Genomic DNA, 13,514 nt, shown 5'->3' on the forward strand with positions numbered 1-13,514 from the left:
TAGAGCAGGGCTGGCCGTGCCGGCCAGCCCTGCGTGCGTGTCAGGTTGTTTCAGACCGACGTACGGTCGGCGTTCTTGAGCTGCGCGACGTAGACACCGACTTCGCTCGGGTCGTAACGGACGTGCTTGCCGACGCGGAAGCCGGGAGGGCCGGTGCGCTTCTTGCGCCACTGGTAGACGGTTTCTCGGGGGACGCCGAAGATCTCGGCGATGTCGTCGGCGGTGAGGTACCGATCGGGCAGGCTGCCTCGGAGGGTGGCGCGGGGGTCGGGTTGAGCGGAACGGGTTCGGCTCATGGGGTCCTCGTCAGGGAGTCGTGTCGGCGTTCGAGGCTTCGTGCGGCCGCGTGTGTCCGAGGCTCGGATTTCTGCGTCATTGCGTCATCAGCGACACATGAGCTTCTGACCTGCGGCTTTGCTTGACGCAGCGGTCATGGGGTGCGTCATGCGTGCGTCAAGGGCTTCGTCATTGGGTGACGCAGATGACGCAGGATGACGCAGAGCCCGGCGTCTGCGTCATGGCTTTCGCCGCAGGTCAGGGGCCGTTTAGCGTCGCGCGTGACGCAGATGACGCAGCGTCTTCCCTCTTAGGACAAAAGAGGGGGTGTCTGTTGTGGTGTGGTGGCGCCTCACAGCGTGAAGAAGGAGCCGCTTCGCGGCGCGTCCTTTGGGCGGCGCGTTGCGCCGAACAGCAAGAGGAGCACGCCTGGCGAGTGGTGCTCTTCTTGCTTGTCCGGTCGTGCGGTCGCGGGTCAGAACATGCGCTTCTGCTCCTGCGGGGGCGGGGTGGCCAGGCGGGTCATTTCGAGGTAGCGGCCCGTGCTGGTGCGCCCCGAGTCGATGAGGACACCCCGGGCGGCAAGCGTCGGTTGGAGGCGCTTGAGCCGGTCGGAGAGGACTTTGCCCGTGGTCGGCCAGCCCTTGGGCAGGGGACGCGGCTCGTCGCTGCTGTAGAGGCCGATAAGGAGGTGCAGCCACTCAGTAGAGGTCATCCGCTGCGCCGCGCCCGGAGCGATCGTGTCGGCATGCCTGAGGACCGTCTGCGCGAGGAGGTCACCCTCGATCACGTCGTCGTTCAGGTCGTCCAGACTGGCCCGGTACGCGGTGAGCGCCCCAAGCCCGGTCGCGGCATCGAGCTGCGCGCACAGGTGCGCGAAGTCCGCCATCCGCAGATCAGTGGGAGTCTCCGCCTCCACCGCGCGGACCTTGACCGTGAGGTCCAGGAGCGAGCCGAGAATGACGGGCAGAACCTCCGCGTAGTCCGCCCACAGTTCCGCCTCGGTGCGCCGGACGCGGGGCCGCTCCAGACGCAGAGGCAGGAGCCGTTCCGCGAGGTCGGGCCGAATGACGCCCACGTCGATACCGGTCAGGAGCAGGGGACGCCGGTAGCCGACGCGGAACACGTCCCCGTCGGTGAACAGGGCGCGCTTGACGCTCTCGGCTCCGGTCACGATGCAGCACATGGCGTCGGACAGGTCCGGGGTCATGTGGGAGAGGTTGTCCAGGGCGGTGACCCACCCGGCAGCCACCGCAGCGATCAGGTTCTCCTCATCCTTCGGGGCCCGCCGCAGGTCCCCGCCCATGCCCTCCACGATCCTGATGAGCATCCGGCCGCCTGTGGACTTGCCCGCACCTTGCGGTCCGGTGAGGAACGGTGCGGGGACGGGAACGGACGGGCCGAGGCAGCCGATCAGCCAGGCGATGGCCAGGCACTCGGTCTCCGCGTTGGCGAAGTTGCACAGCCGCAGCAGCAGGTCGATGCCCTTGCCGTTGGTGTCCTTGGCCGGCAGGGGCAGTTCCCCGGTGAGCTGTGTGCGTCGCCAGCACACCTCGCGCGGGTCGGGGATGGCAATGTCCCAGCCGGTGGGGTGGATGCGCACGGACTGCCCGTCATCGCGGCCCAGGTCCAGCCACGTTGCCCTGTCGAATCCCGGGGCGACGCGGATGTGGACCGGCTGGACGTCCTCGGACAGCGCGAGTGCTTCGATCAGGTCCAACGCTTCCTTGAGCGCGGTCCCGTTGAACACGCCGCGCCCGTCGCGGAACAGGCCGACCATGAGTTCCTGGCGGTGGCTGCCCGTGGTGCCCTGGGAGCGGATGGGGCGGGCCACGGGGTGGCCCTTCTTCTGTGCGTACACGGTGCCGTCGGGGGTGCGGAAGTACCGGAAGTGCGCTTGGGCGTAGTCGGTGATGACCTCGCGGGCGGGGGTCTTCTCGTCGTCTGCCATGGCTACAGTCCCAACCTGGTCAGGGCGTTGGTCCACGCGTCGGTGCAGTGCCGGGCCGTTTCGCCCTTGGCCTGGGCGGCGGTGAACAGCCTGCTGATGTGGGCGTCGGTGAGGCAGCCGCACCGGCCGTGCGTGGAGAGCACGGCCAGGAACGTCCGGTAGACGGTCGTGTGCACTGCCTCGCTCGCCCCGGTGATGCGCTGCTCCGCCATGGCCATGCCGCGCTCCAGGAACGCGGGCGTGCGATGACGGCACTCCCCGCCCCCGGAAGGTGCGGGCACCGTGACGGCCTGCGGCGCGGACCGAGCCGGGGCGGGCTTCCTCACGGCGAGCGCGAGCACGGCATCCGGCAGGTAGGCCATCGTGCCGCTGCCGAACCCGAGCCACCGGGCGTAGGCCATCGAGGACTTGATATCCACCCCGGGGCGGACCGCGTTCGCGGACGACATGGCCCCGAGGTAGAGCCAGTGCTCACCCCGGGTGGTGGGGACGGTCTGCGTGGCGGGCAGGTTCTCGCGGGCCCACGCGATCGCGTCGGCGTTGTCGAGGTCCACGACGGTGAGCCCAGCTCCGCCCGGGTGGTATGCGACCGCGCTCGCGTACAGCCATGCGCGGCGCCAGGGGCCGGAGCTGATGACGTCCGGGTCGGTGGTCGCGGCGGCCCAGGCGTGGCAGGGCCCGGGGCAGGCGCACGGCCCCGGCGTCTTCATGTTCGGCCGGCCACCGCACGCGTTGTCGGTGCAGGCCCGGCAGTTGCCGAACGGCACCTTCCCGGCTCGTAACGGCAGTGCGGGCAGGCCGGAGGCTGCCAGGGAGAGAGCGGTGTGCAGGTGCTCTCCCCCAATGGGGGCGGGTTGGGTCATGCTGGAGTCCTCCAGTTCGTGTGGCGTGCTGGATCACAAGGGCGGCCCGGCTTTGGCGAGACGGGGCCGCCCTTGGCTTTGGTGCGTGGTCAGGCCGCTTGCTGGCCGGGCAGGAGCCTGCCGTCTGCGGTCCTGTCCAGGGCTCCGCTGGCGGTAAGGGTCTTGATCTCGCGGGAGACGGTGCCCTTGTTGAGGCCGGTCCGGTCGGCCACGTCCTTGGCGGTCCGAGCCCCGGACTGCACAGCGGCCAGCACCTTGTCCCGGTTGGACGCCGCCCCGGACGGTGCGGCCGTCTCCTTGACCAGGTGCAGCGGCATGCGCGGTCCCTGGCCACTCGTGGTCTGCGCAGGGGTCCAGATCGACTTGGGCAGCGCGCGTACGCCCGCGTCGTCAAGGGTCCAAGTGCGGAGCATGCGCGGCCCGTAGCCCTTGAGGTATCCGTGCCCCCGGTACTCGCGGCCGTCCGGGATCTGGTGCGGCGCGTAGTGCGCGCAGTCGTCCAGCGCCACCTGGGCCTGTGTCGTACCGGCCACCCGAAGCGAGAACCGCGTGAGGAGGTTCGGCGCGATCAGCTTGTGCACACCCGGCGCACCACCATCGGTCAGCGGGTACTGCGTCGCCCACCACAGGACGACCCCGCGCGAGCGACCGAGCGAGGACAGTTCGATCAGGCGTTGCAGCCGGTCCTTGTCCTTGGTGATCAGGGCCAGGATCACCTGTCCCTCGTCCACGACGACGGTGAGCTGACGGCCGTCCCACACGCTGATGCCGCGCTTTTTCATGTCGACCTTGCGGCGGGTCATCTCCGCGTGCGCATCGTCCACGGCGTCCGTGATGTCGTCCCGTTCCACGGCGACGCGGCAGACCGGCTCCCAGATGTTGGCCTCTTCGCCCTTGCCGTCGATCAGCAGAAGGTCACCGCGCAGGTGCGCGGTCGCCATGAGCGGACGGAACGACCAGGACTTGCCGGTGCCGGACGCGCCGGACACCAACAGCCGCTCGTCGAAGGGGACCAGGACCTCATCACCGGTCTCCGTGTCCAGACCCAGGCTCATCATCATCGGATCGGACGGGATGCGGTCCGGAGTCCACAGCGAGGAAACTCCCGCGGCTGCTGACCGGGTGGCCAGGGTCAGAACGGCCCACCCGCCCCGTGAGGCGGACGTGATCCGTATGCGCAGCGCGGTGCGGGCACCGAGCAGCGCACGGACCGAGTCCGCCTTGTCCGCGAGCGTCTTGACCGTCCACGTCCCGTCAAGTCGGACCTCGCACCGGATGCCGCCCGGCTCGATGGCCGGGGGCGTGGTGACCGTGCCGGACAGGCCACGATCAGGGGCGTGCTCGACCCAGTACGACGGGTCAAGGCGCTCCATGAGCTGACGCTCTTCCAGCGACAGCGACTCATCCACCGGCACGCGCAGCCTGCGCCGCCCGAGCGCGAGGGCTGCCACGTTCGCGCCGATGAGCACGGCCGACGTGGTGGTGGGCCAGATGGTCAGGTGCGAGGTGGACATGAGCGCGGACGTGATCACGCTGGGCACGGCGTGCAGCGAATGCGCCTGGATCGCGCGGGCCTTGAGGGTGCTCGGGTAGTTCACCCGTGCGGCCTTGAGTTTGGCGCGGGTGTCACGCTCGTGCCGTGCGGCTGCCTTGCTCGCGACACGAGCGGCGCGGCGACCGGCCGCCAGCGGATTGCGGGACGCGGCGCGCGCGGTGAGTTGCTGCGACTTGGCGGTGGCGTGCGTGGACCGCGCGGCGTTGTGATCCTTCTGCGCGGCCATGAGCGCCTTGAGGTGTTCCGGGGTGCGCAGCTTGTTACGCCGGTCTGCCTCAAGGTCCCAGCGGGCCGCGAACGGCACGCACACCGGGGCGAGTGAATCCAGCGCGCTGTTGGTGGTGTTGGTGGTGGTCGACCATGCTTGCTTCCAGTCCACGAAAGGGTCCTCCAAGACCGTGGATGAGGGCCGGTGCGCCGTTGCGTGGCGTCACCGGCCCGCCCGAGTTGCCGGGGGCGGCGCTGTCGGTTGCGTCGACAGCACCGGTTGAACCCCTGCAACCACATCTGACCTGCGATGTTGCAGAGTTGAGCGGTGGGGAGGGGTGGGGGTCCTACGCGCACGCGCGCGTAGAGCGGCGGAAAAACCGGCCGTGCAACCCCCTCGCGAGGCACTGAACGGCCGTTCACGGCCCGGGGGATCTCAACCCACACGCGAGGGGGGTCGGACGCTGTACGGGTCGCCTACGGCTTCCGCCTCTCGCTGGACGGGCGGAAGGGTCAACGTCCCTTGCGGCCAAGCCGTTTGGCGGCGGCCTTGCCGTCGTTGCCGCCCACGGAGCGGACGACGGTGACGATGCCCCAGGCGCAGACAGCGGCGATCAGGGCGAGTAGTGCGAGGTTGGCAGCCATCGCGGTCAGCACGCCGACCAGCAGCGGGCCGAAGTAGACCCCGGCTGCCACCGTGCCGGCCCCGACTCCGGAGCCGAGCGCGATGCGCTGCACGGTCCGGTCCGGCGGAGCGTGGTGAATGTGCTGCACCACCATCGGCGCCGGGGCCGCGTGCTGCGGCTCGGTGGGCACCAGGTGGGCGGGGCTGTCGTTGTAGACGAATCGGCCGTCCGGGAGGCGGACGACGCCGGGAACGGGCAGGTGTTCGGAGTCCATCGGGGATCTCCCAGTCAGTTGGAACCGGCGCAGGGAACGCACGCTCCGGCAACGCACGGTCGTGAAGTGCCAGGTCAGGCGGTGGGGCGCGGAAGAGCGCGGCAGCTCTCGGAGTGGGTCTGAGCCCAGTCCTTGAGGTCGTAGCTCACGCCGACGTGGTTGATGTAGGACGCTTCGCATCCCCGGCAGATGGCCGCGTGGCGGTCCGGCAGAGCTGTGGTCGGCTGCGGCACGACGTCGACGGTCGCGCCGACGATGGTCAAGAACCGGAAGAGCGCATCGATGGGCCACGTGGTGGCGGTCTGGCTGGTCACAGCGAATCTCCTTGACGGGATTGGGTGTTCAGGCAGCGCGCTGTAAGGAGGGGTAGGCGCAGGTCACGCACATACCGAGCGAGACCGGGATGCAGTACCCGGCATCCGTGCGGCAGGAAGGGCAGGTGCGGCGGGCGGTCATCGCCTTGGCGAGCGCAGCCCATTTCGCCGGTGTCATCGGCCGCACCGGTTTCGCGAGGTCGACGCGGTAGAGATAGGCCACCAGGACCCCGGACTTGCTGCCCCGACAGCGGCGCATGACCTGCGCGGCAACTGGCTGCCCGGGGCGTAATCCTTGGGCCCGGAGCTGACGTCGGGTGGCGTAGCCGTCCGGCGCGAGCCGCCACGGGAAGGTTGGGATGCCGTAGTGGGCGCCGTTCGGGTCGTAGCACTTACCGAACGCCGGGGACATCAGGCGGCCACCTCAACCGGCCCGCCCGCCGCACGCTCAGCGCGAAGCGCGTCGCGCAGGGTGCGGCCGTTGGCGGACGACGTGCGGACCGACTTACGGATCGCCTCGGCCGTCAGCGCCTCATCAGGCCAGTCGGCCGTGCCCGTGCGGGCCTCATCAAGCAGTTGGTCCGCCGTGCGGTTCGGCCGCGGACTGCGGGCGGACTCCGGTACGGGGCCGGTCGGTCGCCTCGGTGCTGGCCCGACCGGTGCGGTCGGCTCGGTTGGCAGACCGAGCTGTTCGAGCACCCGCTCACGGGGTGTTGAGGCTGGGTCGGCTGCCTCGATGACGGGCAGTTCGGCGACCGGCGCGAGGGGTGCGGGAGTCGACTCGGCCAGGTCAGAGGTAGACCGTTCTGCTTCGATCTGAGTCGTTTTCTCCGCATCTGTGGTGGTGTCGGGTCGGTGGTGCAGGACCTTCGCCACGAGGTCCGAGCCGAAGTAGATCGACCCGACCGGAAGCGACGTCGCCAGCAGCACGAGCGCCCAGTTTGCCGGGTCCCAGTCGGCCAGTCGGCCCCAGTCGACCGTCCCGCCGTGGAGTTCCGGGACGAGGCCGTGGACGTAGTTGAGGACCAGCGAGGCGAGCGTGTAGGTGCCCAGCACCCGCAGCGCGAACGTCCGATCCCGTCCGGCCAGTACCAGGGTCGCGACCAGCGCCAGGGCCATCAGACCGTCGACCACGAACGGGTACAGGGTCGCGGCGGTGGTGTCCGCGCCCACGGCGTTGGCGATGTCGCGCAGGGCGTTCCAGGAGACCCGGAAGGCCATGGCGACCACGGCGATCAGGGCCAGTACGAGGGAGGCCCGCCCTTTGCGGTGAAGGTTCATGCCGCACCGCCCGACTGCCCGGCGTTGCCGTTGACCTGGTCGCGGTGAGCGGCCAGCACCCGGCGGCGGGCCCGGCGGATGCGCCGCTCGTCCAGCTCGGTCGGCGTGCGGTCGATAACGATGATCTGTGCGTCCAGCAGGTCCAGCTCCGCGCGGATGACGGGCATCTCACGCTCGATGGCGTCCAGCTCCGCATCCGTCGGCTCCATGAAGTCGGCGAACGCGGTAACAGCGTCCTGAACAGTGACGATGTGGTTCATGGGTCGTGTTCTCCCTAGCAGGTGGCAACGGCCCGAACAGCGCCCCCGGAGCGCCAGCTCCGGGGGCGCGCGCCGTTGAAGTCGGTAGATCCGGCTCCCCTCAGCGCTGCTCGTACGAGACGAGCAGCGGAGGCAACCGGCCGCAGAACCGCTGCGGGGTCGGTCGTGCTGTACCGCGCACGGGACGAACCCGTACGCGCCCGCCCACTCGCTCACAGCGGTGGGGCGGTGGTCTTGCTTCGACACTCTGTTGAGTTCTCAACCGACGGGCGCTTCCTTCGTACTCACCCCTGCGGGCTTTCCTCCGGGCGCTGACAGTGCAGGTAGGGCCAAACTTGAGGGTGTTGCACCACCCGTTCAGCTTGTTGGTACAAGCTGATGCAGTGATGCTGCACCCACGGACAGTGAGTCGTCAAGGGGGTTGGCCTACATGTACCAACAAGTTGCGCGAGTGCGTCATGATGAGGGCATGAACAAGCAGCCGAAGTACCGGCAAGTCGCCGATGCCCTGCGCCGCGAGATCGACAACGGCACGTTCCCGCCGGGGTCGCGGCTGCCCTCCGAGAACGACCTACAGCAGCGGTTCGACGCGTCGCGGAACACCGTCCGCAACGGGCTGAGCCTGCTGGTCAGCGAGGGATTGCTGACGTCCAGCCAGGGACTCGGCTACGAGGTCAAGTCTCACGAGGTGTTCGAACTCAACGCGTCCCGGTTCGAGAATCTGAACTTCCCGCAGAACGGGGACTCGTACAGCACCGACGTCACCAACGCGGGCCGACGGCCGCACCAGACGTTCCGAGTCGAGATGCTGCCGGCGCCGGAGGAGATCGCCCAGCGCCTGAACATCACGACAGGTACGAAGGCGGTATTGCGGTTTTGTCATCGCTATGTGGACGACGTCCCTTGGTCGATGCAAGCGACCTACTATCCATCGTGGCTGGTCGACGCGTCGCCGCGACTTGCCGAGCCAGGAGACATCGACGAGGGAACCACGCGGTACCTAGCGGCTCAAGGCATTGAGCAGATCGGGTACTTCGACGAGATCGCCGCGCGCATGCCGACACCGGACGAGGCGCGATTGTTGGAGATCGGCGCTGGAGTTCCGGTACTGCTTTGGACGCGTACCGGCTACTCCGAGGACCGGCCCATCCGGTGCACCATCACCACGTTCCGGGGCGACCTCAACCGGATGAACTACGAGATCGGCGACCTGACCGCCCGAAGCGAGAACGAGCCTCAGTGAGAATCATCCCCGCCCGCCCAGACGACGTCTCCAGGCTGGTGGCCTTCCGCGAGGAGGCCGCAGCTTGGCTTTCCCGTCTCGGCACCGACCAGTGGCGACGCCCCTATCCCGCTGACAAGCTGCTGGAGACCATCGAGGCAGGGACTGTCTTCATGGCTCTGGACGGCGATGCGACGGTTGCGACCATCACTCTGACTCCTGATGCAGAGGCAGGGCTCTGGACAGAGCAGGAACTCTCGGAGCCTTCTCTGTTCATCAACAAGCTCACTGTGGCGCGCACGCATGCCGGGGCGAATGTCGGGGGGCGCCTGCTCGATTGGGCGGGGGATCGGGCTTACCAGGCCGGAGCCAAGTGGCTCCGTCTGGACGCGTGGACGACAAACGAGGGGCTTCAGGCGTACTACCTTCGGCAAGGCTTCGAGCATGTTCGGACAGTCCTTGAGGGAGTGGCCGTGAACGGCGGTCCTCGGGTATCTGGCTGGCTTGCTCAGCGCCTAGCCCGTCCCGCAGAGCACGGATTCACCGATGAGACTTGCAGTCTGGGCGAAAACTTCCTCCTTCGTGAGTGAGACCCCGGACTGCTGCTGGAACGCGGACGGGGTCTGCTGGAGTCGGTTGACGCGTTCTTTGGTGAGGCTCAGGCATGTGGATGGCCCGCGTCGACGGTTCGCTCGTACGGCACGGACTTGCTGCGCTGGTGGCGGTTCCTGCCTGATGGGGGCTGGAATGGGACTGGTCACGCGGGTGGATGCCCGAGGCCTCGCCCGCTGGTTGCAGGTGGCGCCGAAGCTGGTCCACGTTTACTGGTGCCGTCGGGCCTCCAGCGGCGGCGCCGCACCTCCGGTACGGCCTCCGGCAGGAGTACCGAAACCTTTTTTCTTTACTTTCGAGCGATAGACCCGGTGTCGATACCGGCCTCGAGGCAACCCGCAGTCCCAAAGTCAGGCTATGCCTGCAATCGACCTGAGCGAGCAGCTTCGTGAGCTCGTGGTTCCCGTCACCACCGCCGTCGTTACGGCCCTGATCGGCGGCATCGGGCTCACACTCAAGGACTATCGAAGAAGAAGGGACTTCGAGCAGCGATACAAGGCGCAACTCGAAAAAGCCAACTCAGAAGTTCAGTTCATCACAAACTGGATCCAGGCCAGAAAGCTGCTCGGGCCCAAAGTTGGTGCCACGCAAGCAACCGAAGCCTGGCTCGAACGCTGCTACCAGTCGGCCGAAGAAGCCGGCAAGGAAACTGCAGCTAAGCCCCAACATGCAGGGCTCCGGCGTCTCCTCGTCTTGCAGCCCCTGACCGGGCTTCGGGCGCAAACGATGCGAGTGCTCTACTGGATCTCCTTCGCCTGGCTAAACGCGTACACGGTCGCCTCTGTCCGCGAGTGGGCAAAGTGGTTAACACCTGGTGGCGAATATATGCATTACGAGGACGTAGTATTTCTACCGTTCGGTATCGCGGGGTTTGCCTTCCTCGCTGCGTATCTTCGCAGGAGATGCCTCGCCCTAAATTCGAAGGCCCGATTGCCTCCGCGAACTCCCCCACCCGAGCCAGGTGAAAGGAGCCCCCGGCTTTAACAGCGGCTAACACAATGAGCCGAGTTGTCGGTGGGTGATGAGGCAGCAGGCGAGTTTGAGGAACGCTTCATGGATGTCTGCTCGCCGTTCCCAGCGGATCCGCAGGCGTCGGAAGCCGTGCAGCCACGCGAAGGTCCTCTCCACGACCCAGCGGTAGGTTCCCAGTCCTGTGCCGCGACGGGCGATCGCGGGCACGATGCCGCGAGCGTGGACCGGGGCCCTGACGTGGGAGGAGTCGACCACGCAACGAGACCAGTCCAGCCGCGAGGCAGCGTTCAGCCCGGCCAGCAGGAGGGTCGCGTCCCTCGTAGGGGCCTGCCAACCCCATGACAGCTACTTCGAGGACGGTTGTCGTCAGTCGGTGCACGCGCACGCGGGTCGTGCTCCTCTTAATAAGCAGTCTTGGCCGGCTCTGCCGGGATCTCTCTCTCTGGGCCCTCTCTGGGCCCTCCGGGGATGACAAGCAACGGCCAACAACGACCAGTAATGGCCACCCGACCGCAGGTCAGTTGGGGTGCCCACGTCTCTGACCAGGGCCGAGAAACGGGCCCATCAGACCCAGGGCAAGAAGAAGTAGCGCGGTACGTACGCGAGAGGGCCCCGTCCGTTGAGGACGGGGCCCTCTCGTATGCGTACGATGCCGTACGAAGGTTCGGCTAGCCGCAGCAGCCGCCGCACTGGCAGGGCGCGCCCGACTGGCAGCCGCAGCCGCAGCCCGAGCCGCAGCCGCAGGCGCCGAGGACGGGCAGGAACACCACTTCAACAGGTGTGTCCTGCTGAAGTTCGGTCGTGGGGGATTCGGCCATGGTCCCTCCTCATGGGCGTACGAGATGTGCCGCCACTGCCCATCCCATGCCCACTGCGGCGGGCGCATCAACAGCGCGCGGAGGCATGGCCCGCCCGCCGTGCCCCCGCGGCGGCTACGCGCCCTCGACCTGCGTCGGCGGCTGGAGCTCGTCCGCGTGCTCGCCCGTGACCAGGTACACAACCCGCTTCGCCACCGACACCGCGTGGTCGGCGAAGCGCTCGTAGTAGCGGCCGAGCAGCGTCACGTCCACCGCCGTCTCGATGCCGTGCTTCCAGCGGTCGTCGATCAGGTGCTGGAAGAGCGTGCGGTGCAGCAGGTCCATCTCGTCGTCGTCCGTCTCCAGCTGCAGCGCCAGGTCGACGTCCTTGGTGATGATGACCTCCGCCGCCTTGGCCATCAGCCGCTGCGCCAGCTGCCCCATCTCCAGGATGGTGGCGTGCAGGTCGTTCGGCACGGCCTTGTCGGGGAAGCGCAGCCGGGCCAGCTTGGCCACATGCTGGGCCAGGTCGCCCGAGCGCTCCAGGTCCGCGCTCATCCGCAGCGAGGTCACCACGATCCGCAGGTCCGTCGCGACCGGCTGCTGCCGGGCCAGCAGGGCGATCGCCCGTGCCTCCAGGTCGTGCTGCAGATCGTCGACCTTCTGGTCGGCGGCGATCACACTCTCGGCGAGCTTGAGATCGGCGTCGAGCATGGCCGTGGTGGCGCGCCCGATCGCCGACCCGACCAGCCGGGCCATTTCGACCAGGCCCTCGCCGATCGAGTCCAGTTCCTCGTGGTACGCGTCCCGCATGGGGTGTCCCTCTCTAGATGTGACCGGGGTCCGGGTGGGGTCAGGGGGTGCCCCTCGGACCACCACGCTCCCACGTTCTGTCCGTTACGCGTCCGGAGTCTCCCTCGCAAATGAACCGGCACTATCCCCTTGGTGAACTCTGGGCGACGACTGTTCGAGGTGCCACCCGAATGGCTGGGAGCATCTCGCCGACCACGCATAACCTGGATGCATGGACGTGAACGCGGCGGTCGCCGCAGCGGCAGCGATCGCCGGGTTGTGTACCGGTGTCATCGCCATGCTGGCGTTCCGCTGGAGCGAACGCGACCAGGCGAGACCCACTCGCACTTCCCTGCACACCGACGCCGTGCTGCCGCCCGGCGTCGACACGGTCCTGTCCGTGCTCCGCTCCTCCGCTGTCGTACTCGACGAGAGCGACTCCGTCGTCAAGGCCAGCTCCGCGGCGTACGCCCTCGGTCTGGTCCGCGGCGGAAAGCTCGCCGTCGAGCCGATGCTGCACATGGCCCGCGACACCCGTCGAGACGGCGAGATACGGCAGGTGGAACTGGACCTGCCACGGCGCGGCACCGGCCGCGGCGAGGCCCTCGCCGTCTCCGCCCGGGTGGCCCCCCTCGGCTCCCGGCTCGTCCTTCTGCTGGTCGAGGACCTCACAGAGGCCCGCCGGATCGAAGCGGTACGGCGGGACTTCGTCGCGAACGTCAGCCATGAGCTCAAGACCCCGGTCGGTGCGCTCTCCCTGCTCTCCGAGGCGGTCATGGACGCCTCGGACGACCCCGAGGCGGTCACCCGCTTCGCCGGCCGGATGCAGATCGAGGCGACCCGGCTCACCAATCTCGTACAGGAGCTCATCGACCTCTCCCGGGTGCAGAACGACGACCCGCTGGAGGACGCCGAACCGGTACGCGTGGACGAACTGGTCGCCGAGGCCATCGACCGTTCCCGGCACCCCGCGTCCACCAAACAGATCACGATGGCCGTTGGGGGCGGAGGCCCTGGGGGAGCCACCGCCGACCTGCACATCTGGGGCAATCGCGGTCAGCTCGCCGCGGCACTCGGCAACCTGGTCGAGAACGCCGTCAACTACTCGCCGGCCCGCACCCGTGTCGGCGTATCCGCGCGCCGAGTCTCCGCGCCCGGTGGGGATCTCATCGAGATCTCCGTCACCGACCAGGGCATCGGCATCTCCGAAAAGGACCGCGAGCGGGTCTTCGAGCGGTTCTACCGCGTCGACCCCGCCCGCTCCCGGGCCACCGGGGGCACCGGCCTGGGCCTGGCCATCGTCAAGCATGTGGCCGCCTCGCACGGCGGGGAGGTCACTGTGTGGAGCTCCGAGGGCCAGGGCTCCACATTCACCCTGCGGCTGCCCGAAGCGGGCGCCGGCCGGGAACGCTCACCCAACGGACCGGATCGCGTCGACGAGGACGACGACCGGCCTTACGACACCGATCCGAACGCCGAAATCCCTGCCCCGGAGGTCCTTCCGTGACCCGA

Annotated in this window: 15 protein-coding genes and 1 pseudogene; 4 read left to right on the forward strand and 12 right to left on the reverse strand. The window is 68.3% G+C overall.

The window, feature by feature from the left end; all coding sequences use genetic code 11:
- Positions 1-50: 50 nt before the first annotated feature.
- From ACZ3H8_RS25620 to ACZ3H8_RS25660, 9 genes are all read right to left on the reverse strand, one after another.
- Positions 51-296, reverse strand: a complete 246-nt coding sequence (locus ACZ3H8_RS25620; RefSeq protein ID WP_467405620.1) for a helix-turn-helix transcriptional regulator — start codon at positions 294-296, stop codon at positions 51-53.
- 455 nt (positions 297-751) lie between these two features.
- Entirely contained in the window at positions 752-2,227 is a 1,476-nt protein-coding gene (locus ACZ3H8_RS25625; protein WP_467405622.1) for an ATP-binding protein, read from the reverse strand.
- A 2-nt stretch (positions 2,228-2,229) separates the two neighbouring features.
- Positions 2,230-3,090 (reverse strand): bifunctional DNA primase/polymerase, encoded by an 861-nt coding sequence (locus ACZ3H8_RS25630; RefSeq protein WP_467405625.1) that lies wholly within the window; start codon positions 3,088-3,090, stop codon positions 2,230-2,232.
- 89 nt (positions 3,091-3,179) lie between these two features.
- Positions 3,180-5,024 carry a MarR family transcriptional regulator gene (locus ACZ3H8_RS25635; RefSeq protein ID WP_467405627.1) on the reverse strand — a complete coding sequence of 615 codons (1,845 nt, stop codon included), beginning with the start codon at positions 5,022-5,024 and terminating at the stop codon, positions 3,180-3,182.
- A gap of 341 nt (positions 5,025-5,365) precedes the next feature.
- Positions 5,366-5,752 (reverse strand): DUF6251 family protein, encoded by a 387-nt coding sequence (locus tag ACZ3H8_RS25640; RefSeq protein WP_467405630.1) that lies wholly within the window; start codon positions 5,750-5,752, stop codon positions 5,366-5,368.
- Positions 5,753-5,826: 74 nt separating this feature from the next.
- On the reverse strand, positions 5,827-6,066 hold the full coding sequence (locus ACZ3H8_RS25645) for a hypothetical protein (RefSeq protein WP_467405633.1): 240 nt from the start codon (positions 6,064-6,066) through the stop codon (positions 5,827-5,829).
- A 28-nt stretch (positions 6,067-6,094) separates the two neighbouring features.
- Complete coding sequence (locus tag ACZ3H8_RS25650; protein ID WP_467405636.1) at positions 6,095-6,478, reverse strand: RRQRL motif-containing zinc-binding protein; 384 nt, start codon at positions 6,476-6,478, stop codon at positions 6,095-6,097.
- Positions 6,478-7,347, reverse strand: coding sequence for a DUF2637 domain-containing protein (locus tag ACZ3H8_RS25655; protein ID WP_467405638.1), 870 nt, complete (start codon positions 7,345-7,347; stop codon positions 6,478-6,480). The genes ACZ3H8_RS25650 and ACZ3H8_RS25655 overlap by 1 nt, the downstream gene beginning before the upstream one ends.
- A complete protein-coding gene (locus ACZ3H8_RS25660; RefSeq protein WP_467405641.1) occupies positions 7,344-7,607 on the reverse strand; it encodes a DUF6284 family protein in 264 nt (87 codons plus the stop codon). The genes ACZ3H8_RS25655 and ACZ3H8_RS25660 overlap by 4 nt, the downstream gene beginning before the upstream one ends.
- Before the next feature lie 469 nt (positions 7,608-8,076).
- Here ACZ3H8_RS25660 and ACZ3H8_RS25665 point away from each other — a divergent pair, with 469 nt between their 5' ends.
- The 3 genes from ACZ3H8_RS25665 (at position 8,077) to ACZ3H8_RS25675 (ending at position 10,425) form a co-directional block, all read left to right on the forward strand.
- A complete protein-coding gene (locus ACZ3H8_RS25665; RefSeq protein WP_467405644.1) occupies positions 8,077-8,850 on the forward strand; it encodes a GntR family transcriptional regulator in 774 nt (257 codons plus the stop codon).
- Positions 8,847-9,419 carry a GNAT family N-acetyltransferase gene (locus ACZ3H8_RS25670; RefSeq protein ID WP_467405646.1) on the forward strand — a complete coding sequence of 191 codons (573 nt, stop codon included), beginning with the start codon at positions 8,847-8,849 and terminating at the stop codon, positions 9,417-9,419. The genes ACZ3H8_RS25665 and ACZ3H8_RS25670 overlap by 4 nt, the downstream gene beginning before the upstream one ends.
- A gap of 379 nt (positions 9,420-9,798) precedes the next feature.
- Entirely contained in the window at positions 9,799-10,425 is a 627-nt protein-coding gene (locus ACZ3H8_RS25675) for a hypothetical protein (protein ID WP_467405649.1), read from the forward strand.
- 6 nt (positions 10,426-10,431) lie between these two features.
- Here ACZ3H8_RS25675 and ACZ3H8_RS25680 read toward each other — a convergent pair.
- The 3 genes and pseudogenes from ACZ3H8_RS25680 to phoU all read right to left on the reverse strand — a co-directional run.
- Positions 10,432-10,662 (reverse strand): annotated as a pseudogene (locus ACZ3H8_RS25680) (transposase); the annotation flags it as partial.
- 419 nt (positions 10,663-11,081) lie between these two features.
- Entirely contained in the window at positions 11,082-11,231 is a 150-nt protein-coding gene (locus tag ACZ3H8_RS25685; protein ID WP_307662617.1) for a hypothetical protein, read from the reverse strand.
- A gap of 114 nt (positions 11,232-11,345) precedes the next feature.
- The gene (phoU, locus tag ACZ3H8_RS25690) at positions 11,346-12,023 is read right to left on the reverse strand and encodes a phosphate signaling complex protein PhoU (protein ID WP_356228839.1); all 678 of its coding nucleotides are present in this window, start codon (positions 12,021-12,023) and stop codon (positions 11,346-11,348) included.
- 211 nt (positions 12,024-12,234) lie between these two features.
- On the opposite strand from phoU, the gene phoR reads away from it, so the two are divergent.
- Positions 12,235-13,509, forward strand: a complete 1,275-nt coding sequence (phoR, locus tag ACZ3H8_RS25695) for a two-component system sensor histidine kinase PhoR (RefSeq protein WP_467405651.1) — start codon at positions 12,235-12,237, stop codon at positions 13,507-13,509.
- The last annotated feature ends 5 nt before the right edge of the window (positions 13,510-13,514 follow it).

The organism is Streptomyces sp. NPDC002868 (genome assembly GCF_055563295.1).